The following is a 24,302-nucleotide window of genomic DNA, read 5'->3' as shown; positions in this document are numbered from 1 at the left end:
AAAGAGCCTGCAACAGATGAGTCAAACTGCCGATCGCCCCGCTGCCACAGCGAGCGACATCACGGTCGCACGTGTGCTGCGTTCCCCCTCTCTTTTCACCCGCGAGTGCCTGGCCGGGGTGATTACCGCCCTGGCGCTGATACCGGAAGTGATTTCGTTTTCCGTGATTGCCGGCGTCGACCCTAAAGTCAGCCTTGTCGCTTCGGTGGTGCTGTGCCTGACGCTGTCGATTCTGGGAGGACGGCCAGCAATGGTCACCGCGGCGGCCGGTTCCGTCGCGCTGGTGATCGGACCAATGGTGCACGCGCATGGCGTGGAGTACATTCTGCCGGCAGTGATCCTCGGCGGTATGATTCAAATCATTTTCGGCCTTGCCGGGCTGTCGCGCATGATGCGCTATATTCCGCGCTCGGTGATGATCGGCTTCGTTAACGCGCTGGGTATACTGATTTTCTTTGCGCAGGTGCCGCACGTCTGGGGCCAGTCCGGCCTGGTGTGGCAGCTGTTCGCCGCCACGCTGGCCATCGTGCTGCTGCTGCCCAAAGTGCTTAAAAGCGTGCCTTCGCCGCTGGTGGCTATCGTGGCTGTTACCGCAGTCGCGCTGCTGCTGGGCTATCGCGTGCCCAACGTCGGCGATGAAGGGCCAATGCGCGCCGGCCTGCCGGATTTCAATACCCTGCTGGTGCCGCTTAATCTGCAGACGCTGCAGATTGTCTGGCCCACCGCGCTGTCGGTCGCCTTCGTCGGCCTGATGGAATCCCTGCTGACCGCCAAACTGGTAGATGACATGACCGATACGCCTTCCGGCAAGCGGCGTGAATCCTGGGCGCTGGGCGTCGGCAATATTCTGGCAGGCTTTTACGGCGGTATCGCCGGTTGCGCGATGATCGGCCAGACCATTGTTAACGTCGAGCTGGGCAAGGCGCGTACCCGGGTATCCACCGTGGCCGCGGCGCTGGTGCTGCTGTTGCTGGTCACCGGTCTGAGCCAGATCATGGCGCAGATTCCGATGGTGGTGCTGGCGGGCATTATGATGGTGGTCGCGGTGAAAACCGTGAACTGGCACAGCCTGCAGCCGGCCACGCTGAAACGCATGCCGTGGTCGGAAACGCTGGTGATGGTGCTGACCGTCGCCGTCACGGTGTGGACCGGTAACCTTGCGCTTGGCGTGCTGGTGGGCGTGATGCTGGCCATGATGCTGTTTGCGCGCCGCATCGCTCACGTGATCCATGCCGAGCGCCAGCTGAGTGACGATGGCGAGCATGTGCACTACACGGTACGTGGCCCGCTGTTTTTCGCCAGCAGCAACGATCTGTTTGAGCATTTTGACTACGGCCACGATCCGCAGCGCGTCACCATCGATTTGACCCACGCGCAGATTTGGGATGCCTCCAGCGTGGCGGCGCTCGACGCCATTGAGTACCGCTACCAGCGGCACGGCGCCAGCGTCACCTTCACCGGCCTGGATAACCGCAGCAGCGATTTCCGCGATCGCCTCAGCGGCAATCTCGGCTAGATGTGCGATCGGGACGCCCGGTGCAGGCGTCCTGTTCGTCATTATTTTACCAGGGAAAACAGATCATTGAGCGATTCGCTCATGGTTGGGTGGGTAAAAATCTGGTCACGCAGCACGCTATACGGCAGCCCGGCATCCATTACCGTTTTCACGATGTTAATGACTTCATGCGAGTCCGCAGCCAGCAGCGCCACGCCGAGAATCTGCTGGCTGCCATTATCAACTACGGCTTTCAGCATGCCACGGGTGTCGTCAACAACGCGCGCACGCGGAATCGCGGCGACCGGCAGTGTCACCACCTGAATATCCCGCCCCTGCGCGCGCGCCTGCGCTTCAGTCAAACCAATACGTGATAACACAGGCGTCATAAACACGGAATACGGGATGTTAACGCGATCTTCGGTGGTGCGCGTGCCCTTACCCAGCAACTGATCGTAAACGATGCGGAAATCATCAAGCGAAATATAGGTAAACTGTGGTCCGCCGGTCACATCGCCCAGCGCCCAGATATGATCCACGGAAGTTTTAAGCTGTTTATCGACGCGCACCGCGCCGCGCGCATCGGTCACCACTCCCGCGTTTTCCAGTTTCAGTGCCTTCGTCGCCGGACGACGGCCCGTGGCGACCAGCAGCACATCGACTTCACGATCGCCCTGTGCGGTATGCAGCGTCACGCTGTCGCGACCGCTGGTTACACGCTGTAATGCAGTGTTGAGCTCGAGCTTAACGCCCTGCTCCTGCAGGATCCCGGCTATCGCCGCACTGATATCATCATCTTCACGCGCCAGAAATTGCGGTGCACTTTCAAACAACGTCACTTCGCTGCCAAAACCGGCAAACATGGAAGCAAACTCAACGCCAATATAACCGCCGCCAAGGATCCCCAGCCGCTGCGGCAGTTGCGTTAAATTCAGGATACCGCTGCTGTCAACCACGCGCGGTCCGGCAACTAAGCCTTCCAGCACGGGAAACACCGCTTCGGCACCGCTATTGATAAAAATTCGCTCAGCATGAATCTGGCTGACCTGCTGCGAGGAGGTGATTTTTAGCGTGTGGGCATCCACAAATTCTGCCTCACCATCAATGACATCGACCTGCGCAATAGCGGCCAGGTTGAGATGATTCTTCTCACGCAACAATTCTACTACTGCCGCTTTGCGCTGCATGGCATCGCTGAAACTGGCATGATGTTGCACATCGTGTACCAGTGCTTTCGTTGGGATACAGCCAACATTAATGCAGGTGCCACCATACATTTCGCGGGATTTTTCGATGATCGCGACACGCCATCCGGCGCGCCCCAGAGCCGCCGCCAGCGTTTTACCTGCTTTACCAAATCCGATGATTGCTGCCTGATAATGGTTCATGATGTTCTCCATAAGCGTCAAAAATAGTCATCACCCAAAGCTTACGGTTTGCTGCCGTGCCGTATTTCGCCGCAACGCTGGTATTTTTGTCTTTGCGTCTGAATCAAGCGGGCAGTTCAGGGAAAAGGGAAAAAACAAATGGATCCATTGAGTCAACTGCTGCTGCTGCATAACCCGCAGGGCAGCATAGATAAGAACTGCGTGCTGAGCGGTGAGTGGCAACTGCCGCACAGCGCCGGACATCTGTGCGCAGTGCGCTGGCATACGGTCACTGGCGGCCCGGTGATGCTGGATATGCCCGTCACTGCGGGTGTCGAACTCCCTGCTGGCAGCGTCATATTTCTGCCGCAAAACGCCGCGCATCGTATTTATCAGCGCCATACGCAGCCAACCCAACTGGTGTGCGGCCTGCTGGAACTGCCCGCGTCGGCGCATGCTTTCCTCACCGCCCTGCCCGAAGTGCTAATGCTGGCCCCCGAACCCACAAGCAGCGATGGGCGCTGGCTGGCTGCGGTGCTGCCGTTCATCACCCAGAGTGCTGATGCACTGCCAGCTGCTGGTGATGCCGCACTTCGCAGCCAGCAGATTGGCAGCCTGTTCACACTGGCGGTGCGCCATGGGCTCTCAACTCACGCAGCGCACCCTGGCTTACTCTCCCTGGCTCTGCATCCACGGCTTGGTCCTTTAATCACCCAACTGTGCGCCGCGCCGGAAAGACCGTGGACGGTAGAAGCCATGGCTCAGCAAGTGTTTATGTCCCGCGCCTCATTCGCGCTGCTGTTCCGCCAGCTCAGCGCTACCACGCCGCTGGCCGTGCTCACCTCCCTTCGTCTGCAACTGGCCGCTCAGCGACTGGCGCGCGAAACAGCCCCGTTAATCAACATCGCTCTGGCCGTCGGCTACGCCAGCGAATCATCCTTTCACAAAGCGTTTGTCCGTGAGTTTGGCTGCACTCCGGGAGAATACCGACGTCGCGTTGAAACGCTGGCGCAGGACCGCTAAGAGTAAAGAAGAAAACTGTACGCGCTTCGCTTGCGTAAAGGCGGATTCGTGGCTTTGCTTATTTCTCAGTGCGTTAACGATTACGCGGTTCGTAACAGGAGGAGAGCAAGATGAGTGGTTTGATGAAGGCAGCCTTAGCGGCACTGACATTGGTTACGCTGGCCGGCTGTATGCAACACAGCGACGCAGTGGGCAGTGACGGACGTCCACATGCGCCCAGCAAGCAGTCAGTACCTGGCGCCAGCGAAGGCGAAGGCCAGGTCGGCCAGCCTCAGGATTGAGATTAGCGGGACAGACCTTATGTCCCGTTTTTATTTTTCAGGCACAAAAAAACCGCCCTTGGGCGGTCACGACATTGCTACTTATTGCTTTGATTTTATTCGGTATTAAATATGGTGCCCGGGGCGGGACTTGAACCCGCACGACCATAAGCCGAGGGATTTTAAATCCCTTGTGTCTACCGATTTCACCACCCGGGCAGGGTGTAAACTGGAGGCGCGTCCCGGAGTCGAACCGAGGTGGACGGATTTGCAATCCGCTGCATGGCCACTCTGCCAACGCGCCTTTTAATCTGAGGTGCAAGCCGTCTGCGACGTATTGCAATATCTGGAGCGGGAAACGAGACTCGAACTCGCGACCCCGACCTTGGCAAGGTCGTGCTCTACCAACTGAGCTATTCCCGCATTTGCTTATGCTTCACCGAACTTGCTGATTTTACTCAGCTTCTTGCAGCCTTGCTGCCGTTCGATGCGATGCATTCTACTTATCTGACGCAACGAGTCAATAGAATTATCCACACACTGCGTCCGTTTGCTGCTTTTTAAATCGCATCGATCAGCTATCGAGCAAATCGCCGCGTGCCGCGCTTAAATACTGGAACATTGACCAGAAAGTCAGCACCGCTGCGATGTACAACGCCACCACGCCAACGCCTACTACGGTCGCGTCCGGACGCCACAGCAGCGCCACCAGCGACAGCATCTGCGCCGTGGTCTTCACTTTGCCAATCCACGACACCGCCACGCTGCTGCGCTTGCCAATCTCCGCCATCCACTCACGTAAGGCCGAGATAATGATTTCACGCGCGATCATGGTGGCGGCCGGCAGCGTGATCCACCAGGCGTGGAAATACTCGGCGACCAGCACCAGCGCCATCGCCACCATCACTTTGTCAGCGACCGGATCGAGAAAGGCACCAAAACGGGTTGTCTGCTTCCAGCGACGCGCGAGGAAGCCATCAAACCAGTCAGTGACCGCAGCAATGACAAACAGCAGCGCCGTCGCGAAGGGAGCCCAGTGAAATGGCAGATAGAACGCCAGCACGAAGAACGGGATCAGAACAACTCGAAACAGGGTAAGACACGTCGGAATGTTAAATTGCATATGCCACTAACTGTCTGGTGTGAGTAGGATTTAACGTATGTTCCTACATTGCCCACCCTGTTTCAATGTTAGTGTTTCAGCGAGTAGTAGATTTTTTCCGCCAGGGCGAAGGAGATACCCGGTACTTTAGCGATCTCATCGACGCTGGCATTCATCAGCGGTTGCAGGCCGCCCATGTACTTCAGCAGCTGCTGACGCCGTTTAGGTCCGACGCCTTCAATGCTCTCCAGCGCGCTGGTGTTCTTCACTTTGGCGCGTTTTTTCCGGTGGCCCGAAATTGCATGATTGTGAGCGTCGTCACGAATGTGCTGGATAACATGCAGCGCCGGCGAGTCCGGCGGCAGCGAAACGCCCTCGCCTTCCGCCGCAAAGAACAGCGTTTCCAGGCCGGCTTTACGGTCGCTACCTTTTGCCACGCCGAGCAGAATCGGCCGGTTTTTATCCCACGGCACATCCAGTTCCGCAAACACCTGCTGCGCCTGCGCCAGCTGCCCTTTACCGCCATCGATCAGGATCACATCCGGGATCTTTTCCGGTTCCAGCGCCTTGCCGTAACGACGGCGCAACACCTGATTCATCGCCGCGTAGTCATCACCGGGGGTAATTCCTTCAATGTTGTAGCGGCGATAGTCAGCGCGCAGCGGGCCGTCACGGTTGAACACCACGCAGGACGCGATGGTCTGTTCGCCCATGGTGTGGCTGATGTCGAAACACTCCATGCGGTTAATCTGCTCCAGTTTGAGGAACGCCGCCAGCGCCGCCAGACGCTGCTGAATGGTCGAGTGCTGCGCCAGCCGCGTCGTCAGCGCCGTGGCGGCATTGGTGCGCGCCAGCTTCAGGTAGCGCGCACGGTCGCCGCGCGGTTTGCTCTGAATACTGACTTTGCGCCCGGCCAGTTCGCTCAATGACGCGGCCAGCAGCTCCCGCTCAGGCAAATTGAAGTCCAGCAGGATATCCGCCGGTAAGGTACGCGCTTCGCTGCCCTGCAGATAAAACTGTCCGACAAACGTCTGCACCACTTCGGTGAGTTCCGTGTCTGCGGGCACCTTCGGGAAATAGCTGCGGCTGCCCAGCACTTTGCCCTGCCGGATAAACAGCACGTGCAGACAGGCCATGCCGGCGTCATAGGCCACGCCCATCACGTCGAGATCATCGCCCTGATTGGAGACGAACTGTTTCTCCGTAATCCGCCGCACCGCCTGAATCTGGTCCCGCAGGCGCGCCGCCTCTTCGAAACGCAGGCCCACGCTGGCCTGCTCCATACGCTGCACCAGCTGATTAATTACCTGATCGTCTTTACCGGCCAGAAACAGCCGCACATAGTCGGTTTGCTGCGCATATTCCTCTTCGCTCACCAGGCCGGCGACGCAGGGGCCGAGGCAACGGCCAATCTGATACTGCAGGCACGGACGCGAGCGGTTGCGGTAGACGCTGTTCTCGCACTGGCGAATCGGAAACACCTTTTGCAGCAGCGCCAGGGTTTCACGCACCGCATAGCCGTTGGGAAACGGACCAAAGTATTCGCCTTTGGCGTGTTTGGCACCGCGGTGCATCGCCAGGCGCGGATGCGGATCGCCGCTAAGGAAAATATAGGGGTACGACTTATCATCGCGCAGCAGCACGTTGTAGCGCGGCTGATACAACTTGATGTAGTTGTGCTCCAGCAGCAGCGCTTCGGTCTCCGTATGGGTGACCGTGACATCAATATTATGGATGTTGCTGACCAGCACTTCGGTCTTACGGCTTCCCACCTGCGTGCGGAAATAGCTGCTTAGGCGTTTTTTAAGGTCTTTGGCTTTACCAACATAGATCACCGTGCCTGTCGCGTCATACATGCGGTAGACGCCGGGCTGACTGGTCACGGTGCTGAGAAAGGCTTTAGGATTGAAAACGTCACTCACTACTGATTAACGGCTCCGCATTGAACAGGCCATGGCGTATGGCCAGATGCGTTAACTCTACGTCACCACTGATGTTCAACTTGCTGAACATGCGATAGCGATAGCTATTAACGGTTTTCGGGCTCAGGTTAAGCTGCTCGGAAATCTCCGTCACCTTTTGCCCTCGGGTAATCATCAGCATAATCTGCAATTCCCTTTCCGACAAACAGCTGAACGGTGATTCGGCGCGCTGCGGCTCAATCTGGCTCAGCGCCATCTGCTGAGCGATATCAGAGGCGATGTAACGCTGACCGGCGTGCACCGAGCGAATGGCGCTGACCACTTCCTGCGGCGCCGCCCCTTTGCTGAGATAACCTGCCGCACCGGCCTGCATGACTTTCGCTGGCAGGGGATTTTCGGTGTGGATAGTCAGCATGATGATGCGGATATCCGGATTGAAGCGCACGATTTTGCGCGTCGCCTCCAGTCCGCCAATGCCGGGCATGTTCATGTCCATCAGCACCACATCCACAGGATGTGTGCGGCACCATTTTACCGCATCCTCACCACAGGCCACTTCCCCGGCAATCACCAGTCCCTTCATATCTTCCAGTATGCGACGAATACCGGCGCGTACCAGTTCATGGTCATCAACAAGAAGCAGGCTGATCAACGGGACGTACTCCGCAGGTTAGTGGGGGAAAATATATTTCAGGGGCGTTATCTTACCGGGTTTCGCGTGGAAAGAACATCAGGGGCGCCAGATAAATCTCAAAACCAATGACCCATGTCAAATAGCAGGCAGCGGTGATTGTTTTTTTTAGCTGATGCAATACCATACTGGAATAAAATTGTTAAAATGTGACTAATATCATTAAGTTATAATTTATAACCCGCCTTCGCTTCTTCCCGCCGGCAGCACCTAAAAATAATCTTTCCGTGGAAGTTTTTTGCGCACAAAAAATAACGAACGGCGCAATTAATTAACCGTCTGTGCGCGGGTCGATGATGTGGCCTAAATTCTTCCATCAAGCGTATGATATACTCTGTTTTTTATGCACGGGAAGAATGTGTGCGCACAAGGTCATTCCACAAAGGAGATAATGATGAGTGATGAAGATTTCGTAACATCGCGCGATACCCAGGCGCTGGCGGATGAAGTCGCCTGCCTGAAAATGATGGTGACGCTGATCCTGAAAGGTATGGGCCAGGCTGATGCCGGTAAGGTGATCATCAACATGGAGCGCTACGTTCAGTCCGCGCTGGCCGATAAACCGCAGGCTGAGGTGTTCAGCAACACCATCCGCCAGATTAAAACCGCCTACCGTCAGTAAGCGGCGTGCCCTGCGCATCCTGCGCGGGGCGTTAGCTGTGTGACTGCCAGTTGACCGACACGCCCAGCGAGGGCAGCACTTCTTCCGGACTGAAGCGACGCGTGCCGCGATACTTCTCCGCCAGCGCCGGCTGCTGCACCGGAATACGAATGGCAAACAGATTGTCTTCTGACTGAATCAGTCCCGGCGAGAGCGGCTCGTACACCACCTGATGCTGCTCAAACATTTTCTCCAGCATCGGCGTGGCCGAACTGATCAAATACTCCATCCCGCTCAGCTCAGCCAGCTGTACCGAATGCCATAAGATGTTCAGCGGCAGTTCGGCATCCACTTCAAGGCGGGCCGAATAGCGCGACATTTCCCACACTTTTTGCTGATCAAAAGGCAGCACCATGCCCTCCGGCACTTCCGGCTCGTGCCACGGTAGCAGACGTGCGCAGCCACAAATGCCCTGACGCGCAGTCCAGGCAATCAGCCAGGTGACATCGGAACGATCGAAGCGATCATACTCCTGTCCCGGCGTGCTGAGTCGCGGCGGAATTGACCAGCCCTCGCCACGCGCAAATACGCTGTAACGATAGGTGCCCAACTCGGCCAGCAAAGAGGACGGCATATCCTTTAGCTGTGTTTGAATTATTTTCATCATGCGCCCCTGACATCCCCATGTTTGCAATGATTTATTAAGCGCCAGCCTGGCGGAGTTTCCGGCGCAGGGTAGACAACTGACTGCGGCTTAGGAACTACTAAAATTAGTAGTTGCCTTTTCGCTATATCAGGCCGATGGCTGCGGCATAACAGGCAATCTGCGTTTTATTGGAAACATTAAAACGCTTTTGCATATTCTTTTGGTGAAAATTTACCGTGTGTTCAGAAATAGCCAGAATAAGGGAAATTTCGGCTGAGGTTTTTCCCTCCGCTGTCCATTTCAATATTTCCAGCTCGCGCTGACTAAAATCATTCGATAACACCACCATTGAGCCGTCATTCAGACGGTCCAGCACACGCAAACTCAGTTCCGCCAGGAAGTGCAGTTGCACCTCCAGCTCAACGCGTCTGTGCTGGGTCTGGCTGGGTTGTTGCGATGCTATAGATAATATACCAATGGCACGATTTAGCGCCATTGCCGAGCATGAAAAGCCACTTACCAGCCCTGCTGCATTGGCTTCTGCCCATAAATTGCCTGCGCCGGTAAATAAATCACGCGTCCACTCCACGCCGCGACCGGGCTGCTGGCAGAGCATTAACACTGGATCTACCGCATAGTAATTTTCACTCTCGTAGCGTTTCACCCAGCTCTGCGGATAGGTGCTAAAGAGAAAAATACGCGGTCGGGTAAAAGGCACCGGATGCTGTACCAAAAAGGCAAAAGCATCAAATCCAAGGGCCTCAACATGTTTTTGCAGCAGCGATTTCAATTGCAGCACTTCGGAAAGCGCCTGAAATTCTTTTTCAGTTTCGCCTCGCCAGACGAAATAATTATCGATGGTCATTATTGCCCTGGCGCTGTTTCACGCCTTATTCATAACAGGATATCTGTGCCGATTAATGTAAAAAATAAATTAACCAGAGAAAAAATATTGATTGAAACCAGAGCGGCATTGCGGGTAAAAAGTGATAACTACCTTGTTGTCAATATGTTACCCAAATGAGAAATTAAACTATGGTGCGTTTGCCAGCGGCACCATCAGGATGATAAGTCGTGCGAATCAGAATAAGATTTTTCTGAAGAATTTTCAATCGTCCTGTTGATTAAACGCCAGACTTCGCAGATAAAACATTCGCCTCATCATTAATCGCTATTATCTTTGCCATTTCCCTTTTTTATACCGCCCGTCATAATCTTCCTGCTGATTAAGTCCGCAGCGCGGCTTAATTCCAGTTATTTCTGCAGTGGTTCACTGCCGTACCCCTGTGGCAGACATTTCCGGCACCGTCTTTTCCAGCTACGCTTTAGCAGAGGCGCAAGGTGGCAGGCACCAGCATAGCTCCGCAGGCTGGCGCGATTTCAGCAAACTGAGTGGGACTGACTATGTTAAACCAGCTGGCATTACCCTTTCTGGTCGTGGGCGTGTGTACCGCCCTGATGATCGCTAAAGATCTGTTGCGTCACCCGCATCCGCTGGCGGTCATGAATATCATCTGGCCGCTCACCGGGCTGTACATGCCGTTTTTCGGCTGGCTGGCATGGTGGTATCTCGGGCGTAAACCGTCACGTCAGCGAAAACTGGCGCTGCTGCTGCCCTCCGGATTAACCGGTTATGCCAGCTGGCAAACCATTTTTATTTCCACCTCGCTCTCTGCCGCCGCCTGTATATTCGGCGACATCATCACCCTGCCAATAGTCACGCTGCTCAAGCATTTTGCAATTAGCCCCGCGCTGTGGTTACAGGCGGTTATTTGCGTGATGATTTCGTTACTGGCGGGATTATTTTTTCAGTTTCTGGCCATTCGCCAGCGGGAACAACTTTCTATTGTCCGTACGTTATTATTAGCGCTGAAAACAGAAACCTTTCCGCTGCTGATTTATCAAACGGGAATCTTTATCTTTATGACGCTGGCCCTAAAATATGTGCTTAATCAACAGCTCAATCCCCTGCTCAGCGCCTTCTGGTTTATGTTACAGCTGGCGATGCTCACCGGATTTATTTTCTCCTGGCCGGCAAATCATTTCCTCATCAAACGCGGATTAAACCCGGCGGTGTAGTTTAGCGACAAAAGCCTGCGCCGCGCATGCCAAGGTGGAAATGGCTGGCATGCGCCGCATTGTAATCCGGCCCCAGCGCATTACCGAAGCTGGCACAGCCGTTGCGCCATAACGCGTGCAAACCGGCAGCGGCCTGCGGCGGTTGCTGCCAGTTTTTGCCTACCTGTAGCCAGCGCCCATCCGCCAGCTGAAACCCCGTGATGTCCCACGCCTCCGCCGTCGCGTGTTCACTGCGGCGTCCTTCCTGGCGGTGATAAATATTGCGGCAGGCGTAACTGCCAACGTGCGCGATGCGGCGCAGCGGCGAGGTAATGCCGGCCTGCTGCAGCGCCGCATTGCTGCGCGTAACATACAGCGTGCTGGCCACCGCCATCGGACAGCTGGCAAGAAAACTGCTGCTCAGCGTGACCTCACCGAAGCGGCTGATGCGCAGCGGTTGATCAATCGGACAATCGCCCTGCAGCGGCGGCACCTCACGGAAACTGACTCTGCCCTGCGCGCTGGCCGCGCGCATCACCGCCAGACACGCGGCCGGATCGCTGCTCAGCCGCTGCAGCTTATAGCGCGTCATCCAGCCCGGCGGATCGGTAACCTGGAGCGGTATAAACGGATTCCACTGTGGCGGCAGATGCGTTTTCAGCCAGGGTAAACTCCACCAGCCGCACAGGGCCAGCAGCACTATCGCGAGCAATGCGCGCACGCTGCCTCACTTTTTCCGGGTTCATCGAAATGACAAGTGTAGAACCCTGCGCAGCGCTGCGTGGTGCAAGCGGCTCATTTGCAGAACATTTACGCAAAATGACGGCACGGCGCGCCATGTAAATATTTACTGACACGGTAAAGCACGCAAAAGGGCACAAAGGTTTAAAAACCATTACCGAGAGTGGCCGCCTTTCCTCTATCTTATGCCCTCTTGCCCTGTGCAACAGCACGTTATTCAACAGCCAGCAGAGCTGACACAACATCAAGACAGGAAAGATATTTTTATGGTTGATCAATCTAAAGCGGCGCCCATTGAGGCCGAACAGCCGGAAAAACTCCGGCGCAACCTGCATAACCGTCACATCCAGCTTATCGCCATCGGCGGTGCCATTGGCACCGGTCTGTTCATGGGCTCCGGTAAAACCATCAGCCTGGCGGGTCCGTCGATCATCTTCGTCTATATGATCATCGGTTTTATGCTGTTCTTTGTGATGCGCGCCATGGGTGAGCTGCTGCTCTCCAACCTTGAGTACAAATCCTTCAGCGACTTTGCCGCCGATCTGCTCGGTCCGTGGGCCGGTTATTTCACCGGCTGGACTTACTGGTTCTGCTGGGTGGTGACCGGCATCGCCGACGTGGTGGCGATCAGCGCCTATTTCCAGCTGTGGTTCCCGGACTTCTCGATCTGGATGAGCGCGCTGCTGTGCGTGTTTGTTTTCCTTGCTCTGAACATTGCCACGGTAAAACTGTTTGGCGAGATGGAGTTCTGGTTCGCCATTATCAAAATTGTCGCCATCGTGGCGTTAATCATCACCGGTATTGTGCTGGTCAGCCTGCACTACCCTTCGCCGAACGGGAGTCACGCGGCGCTGAGCAATATCTGGGATCACGGCGGCATGTTCCCGAAAGGGCTGAGCGGTTTCTTTGCCGGCTTCCAGATTGCGGTGTTTGCCTTTGTCGGCATTGAACTGGTGGGCACGGCGGCGGCGGAGACCAAAGATCCGCATAAAGTTCTGCCGCGTGCCATCAATGCGATCCCGCTGCGCATCATCATGTTCTACGTGCTGGCGCTGCTGGTGATCATGGCGGTGACGCCGTGGAACCAGGTCATGCCGGATCGCAGTCCATTCGTTGAAATGTTTGTGCTGATTGGCCTGCCGGCCGCTGCCAGCATCGTTAACTTTGTGGTGCTGACCTCCGCGGCCTCCTCAGCCAACAGCGGCATCTTCTCCACCAGTCGCATGCTGTACGGCCTGGCGGAACAGGGCGTGGCGCACAAGGCGTTTGGCCGTCTCTCAGCGCGCGCAGTGCCGACCACCGGCCTGTTCTTCTCCTGCCTGTGTCTGCTGGCTGGCGTGGCGTTGATCTACCTGATTCCGGATGTGATGACGGTCTTCACCATGGTGACCACGGTTTCGGCGATTCTGTTTATGTTTGTCTGGACCATTATCCTGTGCAGCTATCTGGCCTATCGCAAACAGCATCCGCAGCGTCATGCGGCGTCACGCTTCAAAATGCCACTCGGCAAGCTGATGTGCTGGGTGTGCATGGCTTTCTTTGCCTTTGTGCTGGTGCTGCTGACCCTGCAGGAAGATACCCGCCAGGCGCTGATGGTGACGCCACTGTGGTTTGTGGTGCTGACCATGGGCTGGCTGCTACGCCGGCGTAAAGCCTGATCCACCTAAACGAAAAGGCCCGGTTATCCGGGCCTTTTTCGTTATAAGCGTTCTGTGAATTTGTGCCACGCCTGCGCCAGCGACGGCCGCAGCGAATCTTCCCGCTGTGGTGCTGCTGCCGGCGCTGCGGCGGGACCGAGATTAAAGGTAAAGGTGTAATCCGGCTCTTCCCCCATGCGCAAATCCACGATCAGCGTGTCATTGCCCTGCTGGCGCATGGCATAAAATCCATGGCTGAACCACGCAACGCGTTCGGCGTGCCACTGGCCTTTAAACGGGGCAAAAAGCGCGGGATGGCGATCGTACCAGCGAATCTGTAAGGGACGATTGGGCGACAGTAGCGACCACCAGGCTTCCCCGTAGCGCTGCGGCGTGATAATTACCGTACGCCACACCAGCGTATTAAACGCGGTGGGCGTCACCAGCAGTTGCTGCGGCTGCACGGCCTGCTGCGTCAGCTGGTGCTCAATATGCCGGGTAGCAACACTTTGCGCCACCATGCTCCAGCCCAGGTACAGCGTGCTGATGAGCAATCCGGCCTGATTCCAGCGCAGCCCGCACGCATCCCGCCGCCACAGTGCGACGATCAGGGCGATCAGCAGCGGCAGCGTGTAGAGCGGATCGATGATGAACATGCTGCCGATGGCGAACGGGTAATCGGTCAGCGGCAGCCCGAGCTGCGTGCCGTACACCGTGGTCAGGTCCAGCAGCGGATGCGTGATCAATGCCAGCCAGATGGCGAGGCACCAGGCGCGCCAGTGCTGCCGGCTGCGCGTCACGCCAGCCACCAGCCAGCCAGGTAACGGTGCCACCAGCGTCAGCCACAGCAGCGCGTGGCTCTCGGTGCGGTGCAGCGTCATGTTGCGAATGGCATCGCCGTGGTCGATAAACACGTCGAGGTCCGGCAGCGTGCCCGCGACCGCCCCCGCCAGCGCCGCCTGCCACAGCGGCACGCGTTTGCCCATTACGGCCACGGTCACCGCCGCGCCCAGCGTTAGTTGTGATAGCGAATCCATGCACTCTCCTGGTCAGCCACGGGGATCAGCGCACGCGGATCCCTTCAATGATCATGCGCTGAACGTTATCCAGCGTCTGGGCAAAAAATTCCGCATCGTTTAGCGTCTGGCCGGTGATGGCTTCCACCTGGGACGCGAAATCAGCGTAGTGCTGCGTGGTCGCCCACAGCAGAAAGAACAGATGCTGCGGCTGCACGCCGGCAATACGCCCTTCGGCGATCCACTGTTCGATAATCGCCGCTTTGTCATCCACCAGCGCTTTTAAATCCCCCGCCAGCTCGCCCTTCAGCAGCGGCGCGCCCTGCAGCATCTCCAGACAGAACAGGCGCGATGCCTGCGGGTGGTCACGCGACACTTCCAGCTTGAGACGAATATAGTTGCGGATGGCCACCAGCGGATCCTGGTCATGACGCAGCGCACGCAGCGGCGCCAGCCACACATCAAGAATCTCTTTCAGTACCGCCACATACAGCACTTCTTTTGACGGATAGTAGTAAAGCAGGTTGGTTTTTGAGACGTCCGCGCGCTCAGCCACCTTATCCAGACTGGTGCCGTGAATGCCAAACTGCGAGAAGAAGGCCAATGCCGCTTCCAGAATAGCTGCCCGTTTCGCCGCAACGGCCCGCGATCGGCGTCCTGGCTTTTTTTCATCGCTTTTCACACTGTTACCTCTTCCATCCTGCGAAATCGCATCATAACAAACGCCCTGTTTCCTGCCTAATGCTGTGCCCTGCACCTTTTTCGCTCAGGCGACGCATGAAAAACGTGCAATTTGTTTTGACCAGATGGTCTGTTTTGGACCAGTCACTCAGGATTCATTACGTCGCCAATTTTAACTGATTGTTATGTATCACTTTTAAAATTGTGGCACAGGCTTTGCAATTTTGTGATCGAGCGCCGCCCGCAGGATGCGTGCAGGAAGCAACGCAGCGCGTGAAGCAATCCATGTTCAATGCAGAGAGGTTTCACATGAAAATTGGCGTTTTCGTTCCGATTGGCAACAATGGCTGGCTCATCTCCACGCATGCCCCGCAATACAAGCCGACCTTTGAACTCAACAAAGCGATTGTGCTCAAAGCTGAGCACTATCACTTCGACTTTGCCCTGTCGATGATTAAGCTGCGCGGCTTCGGCGGCAAAACCGAATTCTGGGACCACAACCTGGAGTCCTTCACCCTGATGGCCGGGCTGGCTGCGGTGACCTCACGCATTGAAATCTACGCCACCGCCGCCACCCTGACGCTGCCGCCCGCTATCGTGGCGCGCATGGCCGCTACCATCGACTCCATTTCCGGCGGCCGCTTCGGCGTCAATCTGGTCACCGGCTGGCAGAAGCCGGAGTATGAGCAGATGGGGCTGTGGCCGGGCGATGAATATTTTGCCAGCCGCTACAACTACCTGACGGAGTACGTCACGGTGCTGCGCGATCTGTGGGGCACTGGCCAGAGCGACTTCAAAGGTGAGTTCTTCACCATGAACGACTGTCGCGTCAGTCCGCAGCCGCAGAAGCCGATGAAGGTGATTTGCGCCGGGCAAAGTGATGCCGGCATGGCCTTTTCGGCGCAATACGCTGATTACAACTTCTGCTTCGGCAAGGGCGTCAATACCCCGACCGCCTTTGCACCCACCGCCGCACGCATGAAACAGGCCGCGGACAAAACCGGGCGCGACGTCGGTTCCTACGTGCTGTTTATGATTATCGCCGCCGAAAGCGACGAAGCCGCGCGCGCCAAATGGGAACACTATAAAGCCGGCGCAGACGAGGAAGCCCTCGCCTGGCTCACCACGCAGAGCCAGCAGGACACCAAATCCGGCAGCGACACCAATGTGCGCCAGATGGCGGATCCGACCTCTGCCGTCAACATCAATATGGGCACGCTGGTCGGTTCTTATGCCAGCGTGGCACGCATGCTGGATGAAGTGGCGCTGGTGGAAGGCACCGAAGGCGTGCTGCTGACCTTTGATGATTTCCTGCAGGGCATTGAAGATTTTGGTGAACGTATCCAGCCGCTGATGGCGTGCCGCCGCGCGCTGATTGACGCCCACAAGGAGGTTGCATAATGAATACCGTCGTTTGTGCCCACAGCAGCAGCCAGCCTGCAGTGACTCTGCCGGCGCGCCCGGAAGCCATCGCCCTGCCGCCGGCGCAAAGCGCGCTGATTGTGGTGGATATGCAGAACGCCTACGCCAGCCAGGGCGGCTATCTCGATCTGGCCGGGTTTGATGTCTCCGCTACCCAGCCGGTTATCGCCCGGATTCATCAGGCGGTTACCGCCGCCCGCGCGGCAGGGATGCAGATCATCTGGTTCCAGAACGGCTGGGATAATCAGTATGTCGAAGCCGGTGACGCCGGTTCGCCCAATTTCCATAAATCCAACGCACTGAAAACCATGCGTCAGCGGCCGGAGCTGCAAGGCACGCTGCTGGCAAAAGGCGGCTGGGATTATGCGCTGGTGGATGAACTGGTGCCGCAAGCCGGCGATATTGTGCTGCCCAAACCGCGCTACAGCGGCTTTTTCAACACGCCGCTCGACAGCATGCTGCGCAGCCGCGGTATTCGTCATCTGGTGTTTACCGGCATTGCCACCAACGTCTGCGTGGAATCGACGCTGCGCGACGGCTTTTTCCTCGAGTATTTCGGCGTGGTGCTGGCCGATGCCACCCATCAGGCCGGACCGTCGTTTGCTCAGCAGGCGGCGCTGTTCAACATTGAAACCTTTTTTGGCTGGGTCAGCGATACCGACACCTTCTGCGAGGCGCTGAAGTCGTAACCGCCGTTTCACCTGCACGCTTAATAATAAGGACTCTGAGTCATGCCTAAAACAGTGATTATTCCTCCCGGCACCACGACGCCGATCGCTCCGTTTGTACCCGGCACTTTAGCCGATGGCGTGGTGTACGTTTCCGGTACGCTGCCGTTCGATGCCGACAACAACGTGGTGCACGTCGGGGATGCGGCGGCGCAAACCCGCCACGTGCTGGAAACCATCAAAAAAGTGATCGAGACCGCCGGTGGCAGCCTGCAGGACGTCACTTTCAACTCGATTTTCATCACCGACTGGAGCAACTACGCGGCGGTAAACCAGGTGTATGCCGACTATTTCCCCGGCGACAAACCGGCGCGCTTCTGTATTCAGTGCGGTCTGGTGAAACCCGATGCGCTGATTGAAATCGCCAGCGTGGCACACATTGGCCGGCAGGAGGCGTAATGCATCTGGACATTCAGGGATTAAGCGCGCCCGACGCGCCGACGCTGGTATTGTCGTCCGGGCTGGGCGGCGTGGCCGCGTTCTGGCAACCGCAGCTGGCGGCACTGACGCCGCACTATCGCGTGGTGACCTACGATCAGCGCGGCACCGGTCGCAGCCCCGATACGCTGCCGGAAGGTTACAGCATGGCAATGATGGCGGCGGAACTGGCCGACGCGCTGGCGGAGCACGGCATCGAACAGTATGACATCGTGGGCCATGCGCTTGGCGGGCTGATTGGCCTGCAGCTGGCGCTCGATTATCCGCAGCGCGTGGGACGCGTAGTAGTGATTAACGGCTGGCTGGCGCTGGATGCCCACACCGAGCGCTGCTTCCAGGTGCGCCAGGATCTGCTGCTCAACGTTGGTGTTGAAGCGTTTGTGCGCGCGCAGCCGCTGTTTCTTTATCCGGCCGAATGGCTGGCACGCCATCAGTCGCGCATCAGCGCGGAGGATGTGCATCACGTGGCGCATTTCCAGGGCACGGAGAACCTGCTGCGGCGTCTGCACGCGCTGAAATCGGCCGATTACCGTCCGCACGCCTCGCGAATCACCCAGCCGGTGCTGGCGATATGCAGTCAGGATGACCTGCTGGTGCCGTGGAGCTGCTCGCCGCAGCTGGCGCAGGCGCTGCCCAACGGCAGCCTGATTGAGATGCCGTGGGGCGGCCACGCCATGAGCGTGACCGATGCCGACAACTTTAATGCGCTGCTGCTGCGCTGGCTGGCGGACACCGCCACGTCGGCTCGCCGCGCCAGCTAATCACGGAGCCGATGATGAGCGTACATGAACTGCCCCTGCTGCCCGAAGTGAGTCAGCAGGCTTTCCGCGATGCCATGTCCGGCCTGGGCGCAGCGGTTAATATCATCACCACCGACGGTCCCGCCGGACGCGCCGGTTTTACCGCCACCGCGGTGTGCAGCGTCAGTGATACGCCGCCGACGCTGCTGGTTTGCCTCAATCGCAACGCGTCGGTGTGGCCCCTCTTCCGCGATAACGGTGTGCTGTGCGTGAACACGCTGGCCGCCGGGCAGGAGTCATTGTCGACGCTGTTTGGCGGCAAAACCCCGATGACCGAACGTTTCGCCGCCGCCCGCTGGCACACGCAGCGCAGCGGCGCACCGCTGCTGCAGGGGGCGCTGATGGCGTTCGACTGCACCATCACGCAGGTCGTCAGCGTGGCGACACACGACATTCTGTTTTGCAACGTGATGGCGCTGGAGCGCCATGATGCCCAGCCCGGTCTGATGTGGTTTGACCGTCGCTACCATGCCCTTTCACGGCAGGACGCCCGCTAACGCCGCACCGTGCGGCCCGGTTCGACCACTACCCTGGAGAAGACGATGGCGAGTTCCTGGTTCCCCCGCTGGCAGAAAAAGTCAGCCATGAGCGATAACGGGCTGATTGCCCCCGACGAGACCCTGCCGCTTGGGCAGACGTTCGTGCTGGGCCTGCAGCATGCGGTAGCAATGTTTGGCGCAACGGTGCTGATGCCGCTGCTAATGGGGCTGGATCCCAACCTGGCGATTCTGGTTTCCGGTATCGGCACCCTGCTGTTCTTTGTCATTACCGGTGGTCGCGTGCCGAGTTATCTCGGATCGAGCGCCGCGTTTGTCGGCGTGGTGATCGCCATTACCGGCTTCAACGGTCAGGGGCTCAATCCCAACCTGGCGCTGGCGCTGGGCGGCGTTATTGCCTGCGGCGCGCTCTACACGCTGATTGGCCTGGTGGTGATGAAAGTGGGTACCGGCTGGATTGAACGGCTGATGCCACCGGTGGTCACCGGTGCGGTAGTGATGGCCATCGGCCTTAATCTGGCACCGATTGCGGTGCACAGCGTCTCCGCCTCGATGTTTGATAGCTGGATGGCGGTGATGACGGTGCTGTGCATCGGGCTGGTGGCGGTGTTCACCCGCGGTATGGTGCAGCGGCTGCTGATTCTGGTCGGGTTGATTGTCGCCTGGGCGCTGTACGCTCTGCTGACCAATGTGATGGGCTTCGGCAAGCCGGTGGATTTCAGCCGCGTGGCCAGCGCCGCGTGGTTTGGTCTGCCGCACACCACCGCGCCGGTATTTGATATGCAGGCAATCGTGATGATCGCACCGGTGGCGATTATTCTGGTGGCGGAGAACCTCGGCCATATTAAAGCGGTGGCGGGCATGACCGGGCGTAATCTCGATCCGTGGATGGGACGCGCGTTCGTCGGTGACGGCCTGGCAACCATGCTGTCCGGCTCCATCGGCGGCAGCGGCGTCACCACCTATGCCGAAAACATTGGCGTGATGGCGGTGACCAAAGTCTACTCCACGCTGGCGTTTGTCGCTGCGGCGCTGATTGCGCTGGTACTGGGCTTTTCGCCTAAGTTCGGCGCGCTCATCCACACCATTCCCGGCCCGGTGATTGGCGGCGCTTCAATTGTGGTGTTTGGCTTAATCGCTGTGGCCGGCGCACGTATCTGGGTGCAAAACCATGTCGATTTTAGCCAGAACAGCAATCTGATTATGGTGGCCACCACGCTGGTGCTCGGCGCCGGGGATTTTGCGCTGAAGATTGGCAGCTTTACCCTCGGCGGCATCGGCACGGCCACCTTCGGCGCCATCATCCTCAACGCAATTCTGCAGCGACGCGGTGCCGCGCTGACCCAGCCGGCGGCGCGCCCGCAGCCTTAAGGCTTCTGCGGTGCCTGCTCCGGCACCGCTTTTTTGCGCCGCAGGCGCAGTTCACTGACAATCACCCCGCAGACAATCAGTGCGCCGCCCAGCAGCGCCGCGGCCGGTAACCGTTCGCCAGCAATGCGTCCGACCACACCGGCCCACACCGGCTCGCCGGCATAAATCACCGTGGCGCGCGTCGGCGAGACGCTGCGCTGCGCCCAGTTCATGGTGACCTGAATCAGCGCGCTGGCCGCGCCGAGGCCCAGCGCGCTGAACAGCAGCGGCGCCGATAGCGTGGGTAGAGATTCGCCGTTGGGCAGCATCAGCACGAAGGCACATGCCGAGGCCACCAGCAGCTGTACCAGCGTCACGCGGCGCACATCGACCTGTCCGGCGTAGCGGCTGATAAGAATGATCTCGGCGGCAATGGCGAGGGTGCTGAGCAGCGTGGCGATCTCGCCGGCATTCAGCGTCAGGCTGCCATCCTGCGGACCCGCCACCAGCACCAGACCGGTGAACGCCAGCAAAATACCCAGCCACGCCATCAGGCCCGGCGGCCGGCGCAGAAACAGCCACTGCAACAGTGGCACCACCGGCACGTAAAGCGCCGTCAGAAACGCCGACTGACTGCTGGAAATGGTTTGCATACCCCAGGTTTGCAATCCGTAACCACCGGCAATCGCCACGCCAATCAGCGTACCCGCTTTGATTTCCAGCCAGGTAATGTGGCGCAAATAGCGGCGAAAGAAAAAGGCCAGCAGCAGCGAGGCGGTAGCGAAACGCAGCCCGACAAAAAAGAACGGCCCCGAGTGCGCCATGGCGCGATGCACCACCAGAAAGGTGCCACCCCAGACCATCGTGATAAAAATAAGTACCAGCTCTTGACGCGTAATACGCAGGCTGAGGCGGGAAGTGGAAGCAGACATAACGCACCAGAATAGAGGACTGGCGCACATTTTTGCTGATTAGCCGGGCAAATTGCAATCATTGTAACCGCCGGGCGTACCCGGCGGCCGGGGATACCGTCACAGACGCACTATTTTTTCGCGCGGCTGCGTCCCCCCTTTTCACCTGCTTCGGCAGCACGCTGCGGATCATTTCTGAAATTCCCGCCGCTGTTTTTACCGCCTTTTCGACCCGCTTCCGCGGCCCTTTCGCGATCTTCCGCGAAGTTGCCTGATCCTCCACGATGTTGAGCCATCATTTCCTCCAGGTATTGAGCATAGGTGGTGAAGACATTTCACTGCGCTAACAGTGTCAGGTCAGGTGCGCACTATCTCGCCACACCCGCTTAAAGCATAGCCAATGGATACGCACAATCAGGCACATATTCATACTTTGCAACAGATAAACCGCTTAACATCGTTTTTATGGCGAGATATTCAGCTGAAAAACAAGCGGTTAGCGGCAGAAGTCGTAGCGCAATCTCCGTGACTGTTCAATGGCTGACCAGCATAGCGCGCAGCCTCTTCTATACTTCTTTCTGTTCCTTACACCACAGGATGAAAACACGATGGCAAAAATTCTGGTGCTTTATTACTCCATGTACGGACATATCGAAACCATGGCTAACGCGGTGGCAGACGGTGCGAAGAGCGTGAGCGGTGCCGAAGTCACCATTCTGCGCGTGCCGGAAAGTATGGATGCCGAACGATTTTCTCAGGTCGGCGGGAAGGTTAATCAGCCGGCGGCGGAAGCCAAACCGGACGACCTGCCGCAGTACGATGCCATCATCGTCGGCACCCCGACGCGCTTCGGCAACATGTCCGGTCAGATGCGTAATTTCTGGGACCGCACCGGCGGCCTGTGGGCCTCTGGCGCGCTGTACGGCAAGATTGCCAGCGTGTTTGCGTCTACCGGCACCGGCGGCGGTCAGGAGCAGACTATCACCTCGGTGTGGACCACCCTGGCACATCACGGCATGGTGATTGTGCCCATCGGCTACGGCACCAAAGAGCTGTTTGATATTTCGCAGGTGCGTGGCGGTACGCCGTATGGCGCAACCACGCTGGCGGGCGGTGACGGATCGCGCCAGCCCTCTGCGGAAGAACTGGAAATTGCCCGTTATCAGGGCCAATACGTCGCCGGTCTGGCGGTAAAACTGAAAGGATAAATTCCCAACAGGAGAGAGTTATGGCAACAGAACAGTTTAAAGCTCACCACGTGGGCGAATGGGCGACCTTACGTCACACCTCACCGGAAATCGCTGAAGCAATTTTCGAAGTGGCGAATTATGACGAACGGCTTGCCGAAGAGATCTGGCGCCAGCAAGGCAGCGATGAGGTGTTATTCCGCGCGTTTGAGAAAACCGACCAGGACGTCCTGACGTGGGACGATAAGCCGGTCGAACGTAAAAACATCTGAAGCACAGGCGGGCATGTCCCGCCTTCTCATTTTTAGCCGTCAGGGAGCTTTTATGTCAGCCTATCAAAGCATTAATCCGGCCAATAATCAGCTGCTGAAAACCTGGCCATCACACGATGACAGCTACGCGCAGCAGGCGCTGCACACCGCCGATGCGCTCTACCATTCGCCGTGGAGCAAAGGCGACATTCAGCCGCGTCTGCAGGTGCTGCAGCGTCTGGCAGAATTGATTGAGCAGCGCAGCGAAGAGCTGGCCATCATCGCCAGCAAAGAGATGGGTAAGCTGATTGGCCAGAGCCGCGGCGAAGTGAAAATCTGCGCCAGCATCGCGCGCTATTATGCCGAACACGCGGCAAGGCTGTTACAGGCCCAGCCCTATCCCAGCGATGTCGGTGATGCCTGGCTCGAATACCATCCGATTGGCGTGGTGGTGGCCGTCGAGCCGTGGAATTTTCCCTATTATCAGCTGATGCGCGTGCTGGCACCGAACCTGGCACTGGGCAATCCGGTGCTGGCGAAACATGCCAATATTGTGCCGCACTGCGCCGACGTGTTTGAAAAGCTGGTGCTGGAAGCCGGTGCGCCGCAGGGCGCGTGGACCAATCTGTTTATCTCTAACCAGCAGGTGGCCGATCTGATTGCCGATCCGCGCGTGCAGGGTGTGGCGCTCACCGGTTCAGAGCGCGCTGGCAGCGCGGTGGCCGAGCAGGCCGGTAAGCACCTGAAAAAATCCACGCTCGAGCTGGGTGGTAACGATGTGTTTGTGGTGCTGGACGATGCCGACATTGATGAAGCGGTGCGCCAGGGGGCGCAGGCGCGGCTCAGCAACTGCGGTCAGGTATGTACCGCGGCCAAGCGCTTTATTCTGCATGAAAAGATTGCTGAACGCTTTATGGCTAAATTTAGCGCGGCGCTGCAATCCGCTACGCCCGGCGATCCGTTAGATGAAAAAACCACGCTGGGGCCGCTATCGTCACAGGATGCACGTGACCGGCTGGTAAAACAGGTGGACGAGGCGGTGGCGCATGGCGCCCGCGTGGAGTGCGGCGGACGCGTAATCGACGGCGTCGGCTGCTACTACCAGCCAACCATCCTGACCGGCCTGACGCCGGATAACCCGGCTTACTATCAGGAGTTCTTCGGCCCGGTGGCGCAGGTGTATGTGGTGGCGGACGACCGTGCTGCCGTGGCGCTGGCTAACGATTCGCACTACGGTTTGGGCGGTTCCGTATGGACGCGGGACATTGCGCGCGGGCGCAACATGGCTTCGCAGATTGAGACCGGCATGGTGTTTATCAATTCGCAGAGCGATACTGCGGCTGAGCTGCCGTTCGGCGGCGTGAAGCGTTCCGGCTATGGCCGTGAACTGTCCGATCTCGGGCTGAAGGAGTTTGCTAACCAGAAACTGGTCGTGGTAGCCGGTTAAGCGGCATGAAACCACCGTGGAACTGAACGGT

26 protein-coding genes and 3 tRNA genes are annotated in these 24,302 nt (G+C 57.9%); 15 read left to right on the top strand and 14 right to left on the bottom strand.

Translation table 11 applies throughout. From position 1 onward, the window contains the following. The first annotated feature begins 16 nt into the window (after window positions 1-16). The gene (locus KOL70_RS03050) at window positions 17-1,516 is read left to right on the top strand and encodes a SulP family inorganic anion transporter (RefSeq protein ID WP_215480192.1); all 1,500 of its coding nucleotides are present in this window, start codon (window positions 17-19) and stop codon (window positions 1,514-1,516) included. A 41-nt stretch (window positions 1,517-1,557) separates the two neighbouring features. On the opposite strand, the gene rclA is transcribed toward KOL70_RS03050, so the two are convergent. Further along, window positions 1,558-2,883: a reactive chlorine resistance oxidoreductase RclA gene (gene rclA, locus KOL70_RS03045; RefSeq protein ID WP_215480191.1), complete on the bottom strand. Its 1,326-nt coding sequence runs from the start codon at window positions 2,881-2,883 to the stop codon at window positions 1,558-1,560. 138 nt (window positions 2,884-3,021) lie between these two features. Between rclA and KOL70_RS03040 the strand changes: the two genes are divergently transcribed. Both KOL70_RS03040 and KOL70_RS03035 read left to right on the top strand, forming a co-directional pair. Continuing rightward, window positions 3,022-3,885 (top strand): helix-turn-helix domain-containing protein, encoded by an 864-nt coding sequence (locus KOL70_RS03040; RefSeq protein ID WP_215480190.1) that lies wholly within the window; start codon window positions 3,022-3,024, stop codon window positions 3,883-3,885. A 110-nt stretch (window positions 3,886-3,995) separates the two neighbouring features. Beyond that, complete coding sequence (locus KOL70_RS03035; RefSeq protein ID WP_215480189.1) at window positions 3,996-4,166, top strand: hypothetical protein; 171 nt, start codon at window positions 3,996-3,998, stop codon at window positions 4,164-4,166. Window positions 4,167-4,278: 112 nt separating this feature from the next. Here KOL70_RS03035 and KOL70_RS03030 read toward each other — a convergent pair. From KOL70_RS03030 to uvrY, 6 genes are all read right to left on the bottom strand, one after another. After that, window positions 4,279-4,364, bottom strand: a tRNA-Leu gene (locus tag KOL70_RS03030). Window positions 4,365-4,375: 11 nt separating this feature from the next. Further along, a tRNA-Cys gene (locus tag KOL70_RS03025) sits at window positions 4,376-4,449 on the bottom strand. A 43-nt stretch (window positions 4,450-4,492) separates the two neighbouring features. Beyond that, window positions 4,493-4,568: transfer RNA gene (locus KOL70_RS03020), tRNA-Gly, on the bottom strand. Between the two features lie 151 nt (window positions 4,569-4,719). Further along, a complete protein-coding gene (pgsA, locus tag KOL70_RS03015) occupies window positions 4,720-5,268 on the bottom strand; it encodes a CDP-diacylglycerol--glycerol-3-phosphate 3-phosphatidyltransferase (RefSeq protein ID WP_021508275.1) in 549 nt (182 codons plus the stop codon). Between the two features lie 68 nt (window positions 5,269-5,336). Next, a complete protein-coding gene (uvrC, locus tag KOL70_RS03010) occupies window positions 5,337-7,169 on the bottom strand; it encodes an excinuclease ABC subunit UvrC (protein WP_021508276.1) in 1,833 nt (610 codons plus the stop codon). Continuing rightward, complete coding sequence (gene uvrY, locus KOL70_RS03005) at window positions 7,162-7,821, bottom strand: UvrY/SirA/GacA family response regulator transcription factor (protein ID WP_021508277.1); 660 nt, start codon at window positions 7,819-7,821, stop codon at window positions 7,162-7,164. Before uvrY ends, uvrC begins: the two co-directional genes overlap by 8 nt. 433 nt (window positions 7,822-8,254) lie before the next feature. Between uvrY and KOL70_RS03000 the strand changes: the two genes are divergently transcribed. After that, entirely contained in the window at window positions 8,255-8,482 is a 228-nt protein-coding gene (locus KOL70_RS03000; protein ID WP_010616664.1) for a DUF2594 family protein, read from the top strand. A 31-nt stretch (window positions 8,483-8,513) separates the two neighbouring features. Here KOL70_RS03000 and KOL70_RS02995 read toward each other — a convergent pair whose 3' ends face one another. Both KOL70_RS02995 and sdiA read right to left on the bottom strand, forming a co-directional pair. Then, window positions 8,514-9,125 (bottom strand): acyl-homoserine-lactone synthase, encoded by a 612-nt coding sequence (locus tag KOL70_RS02995; protein WP_031279842.1) that lies wholly within the window; start codon window positions 9,123-9,125, stop codon window positions 8,514-8,516. A 124-nt stretch (window positions 9,126-9,249) separates the two neighbouring features. Then, window positions 9,250-9,972, bottom strand: coding sequence for a transcriptional regulator SdiA (gene sdiA, locus KOL70_RS02990; RefSeq protein ID WP_021508278.1), 723 nt, complete (start codon window positions 9,970-9,972; stop codon window positions 9,250-9,252). Between the two features lie 539 nt (window positions 9,973-10,511). Between sdiA and KOL70_RS02985 the strand changes: the two genes are divergently transcribed. Continuing rightward, entirely contained in the window at window positions 10,512-11,186 is a 675-nt protein-coding gene (locus tag KOL70_RS02985; protein ID WP_058759707.1) for a DUF4396 domain-containing protein, read from the top strand. 1 nt (window position 11,187) lies between these two features. Here the strand turns inward: KOL70_RS02985 and KOL70_RS02980 are convergent, their stop codons facing one another. Next, window positions 11,188-11,886, bottom strand: a complete 699-nt coding sequence (locus tag KOL70_RS02980) for an extensin family protein (protein WP_058769587.1) — start codon at window positions 11,884-11,886, stop codon at window positions 11,188-11,190. A 286-nt stretch (window positions 11,887-12,172) separates the two neighbouring features. Between KOL70_RS02980 and cycA the strand changes: the two genes are divergently transcribed. Next, window positions 12,173-13,564 carry a D-serine/D-alanine/glycine transporter gene (gene cycA / locus KOL70_RS02975; protein WP_021508281.1) on the top strand — a complete coding sequence of 464 codons (1,392 nt, stop codon included), beginning with the start codon at window positions 12,173-12,175 and terminating at the stop codon, window positions 13,562-13,564. 41 nt (window positions 13,565-13,605) lie between these two features. On the opposite strand, the gene KOL70_RS02970 is transcribed toward cycA, so the two are convergent. Next, a complete protein-coding gene (locus KOL70_RS02970) occupies window positions 13,606-14,580 on the bottom strand; it encodes a metal-dependent hydrolase (RefSeq protein ID WP_166709901.1) in 975 nt (324 codons plus the stop codon). A gap of 25 nt (window positions 14,581-14,605) precedes the next feature. Continuing rightward, entirely contained in the window at window positions 14,606-15,241 is a 636-nt protein-coding gene (gene rutR, locus KOL70_RS02965) for an HTH-type transcriptional regulator RutR (RefSeq protein ID WP_031279844.1), read from the bottom strand. A gap of 308 nt (window positions 15,242-15,549) precedes the next feature. Between rutR and rutA the strand changes: the two genes are divergently transcribed. Genes rutA through rutG form a run of 6 tightly spaced genes read left to right on the top strand, consistent with a single transcriptional unit; the run spans window position 15,550 to window position 20,496 of the window. After that, window positions 15,550-16,641, top strand: a complete 1,092-nt coding sequence (gene rutA / locus KOL70_RS02960; RefSeq protein ID WP_058759710.1) for a pyrimidine utilization protein A — start codon at window positions 15,550-15,552, stop codon at window positions 16,639-16,641. Continuing rightward, window positions 16,641-17,351 carry a pyrimidine utilization protein B gene (gene rutB / locus KOL70_RS02955; protein WP_059008915.1) on the top strand — a complete coding sequence of 237 codons (711 nt, stop codon included), beginning with the start codon at window positions 16,641-16,643 and terminating at the stop codon, window positions 17,349-17,351. Before rutA ends, rutB begins: the two co-directional genes overlap by 1 nt. A 42-nt stretch (window positions 17,352-17,393) precedes the next feature. Beyond that, window positions 17,394-17,789 (top strand): pyrimidine utilization protein C, encoded by a 396-nt coding sequence (gene rutC, locus KOL70_RS02950; protein WP_021508286.1) that lies wholly within the window; start codon window positions 17,394-17,396, stop codon window positions 17,787-17,789. After that, window positions 17,789-18,589, top strand: a complete 801-nt coding sequence (gene rutD, locus KOL70_RS02945; protein WP_127833899.1) for a pyrimidine utilization protein D — start codon at window positions 17,789-17,791, stop codon at window positions 18,587-18,589. The genes rutC and rutD overlap by 1 nt, the downstream gene beginning before the upstream one ends. 14 nt (window positions 18,590-18,603) lie before the next feature. Continuing rightward, the gene (gene rutF / locus KOL70_RS02940; RefSeq protein WP_058769583.1) at window positions 18,604-19,125 is read left to right on the top strand and encodes an NADH-dependent FMN reductase RutF; all 522 of its coding nucleotides are present in this window, start codon (window positions 18,604-18,606) and stop codon (window positions 19,123-19,125) included. A 45-nt stretch (window positions 19,126-19,170) separates the two neighbouring features. Then, a complete protein-coding gene (rutG, locus tag KOL70_RS02935) occupies window positions 19,171-20,496 on the top strand; it encodes a pyrimidine utilization transport protein G (RefSeq protein ID WP_021508289.1) in 1,326 nt (441 codons plus the stop codon). Here the strand turns inward: rutG and KOL70_RS02930 are convergent. Then, window positions 20,493-21,407, bottom strand: a complete 915-nt coding sequence (locus KOL70_RS02930) for a DMT family transporter (RefSeq protein ID WP_058775397.1) — start codon at window positions 21,405-21,407, stop codon at window positions 20,493-20,495. The two genes, rutG and KOL70_RS02930, sit on opposite strands and share 4 nt — an antisense overlap. Before the next feature lie 110 nt (window positions 21,408-21,517). Continuing rightward, window positions 21,518-21,682: a general stress protein gene (locus KOL70_RS02925; RefSeq protein WP_010616548.1), complete on the bottom strand. Its 165-nt coding sequence runs from the start codon at window positions 21,680-21,682 to the stop codon at window positions 21,518-21,520. A 312-nt stretch (window positions 21,683-21,994) separates the two neighbouring features. Between KOL70_RS02925 and wrbA the strand changes: the two genes are divergently transcribed. The 3 genes from wrbA to KOL70_RS02910 are packed head-to-tail and all read left to right on the top strand — an operon-like array spanning window position 21,995 to window position 24,271. Then, window positions 21,995-22,594, top strand: coding sequence for an NAD(P)H:quinone oxidoreductase (gene wrbA, locus KOL70_RS02920; protein ID WP_104186942.1), 600 nt, complete (start codon window positions 21,995-21,997; stop codon window positions 22,592-22,594). A gap of 20 nt (window positions 22,595-22,614) precedes the next feature. Further along, a complete protein-coding gene (locus KOL70_RS02915; protein WP_021508292.1) occupies window positions 22,615-22,845 on the top strand; it encodes a YccJ family protein in 231 nt (76 codons plus the stop codon). Window positions 22,846-22,897: 52 nt separating this feature from the next. Next, complete coding sequence (locus KOL70_RS02910; protein ID WP_215480188.1) at window positions 22,898-24,271, top strand: NAD-dependent succinate-semialdehyde dehydrogenase; 1,374 nt, start codon at window positions 22,898-22,900, stop codon at window positions 24,269-24,271. Window positions 24,272-24,302 lie beyond the last annotated feature (31 nt).

The sequence above is a fragment of the Pantoea sp. B270 genome, from assembly GCF_018726825.1.
Taxonomy (GTDB): Bacteria; Pseudomonadota; Gammaproteobacteria; order Enterobacterales; family Enterobacteriaceae; genus Pantoea; species Pantoea dispersa.
This window is presented reverse-complemented; position numbering and strand designations above follow the sequence as displayed.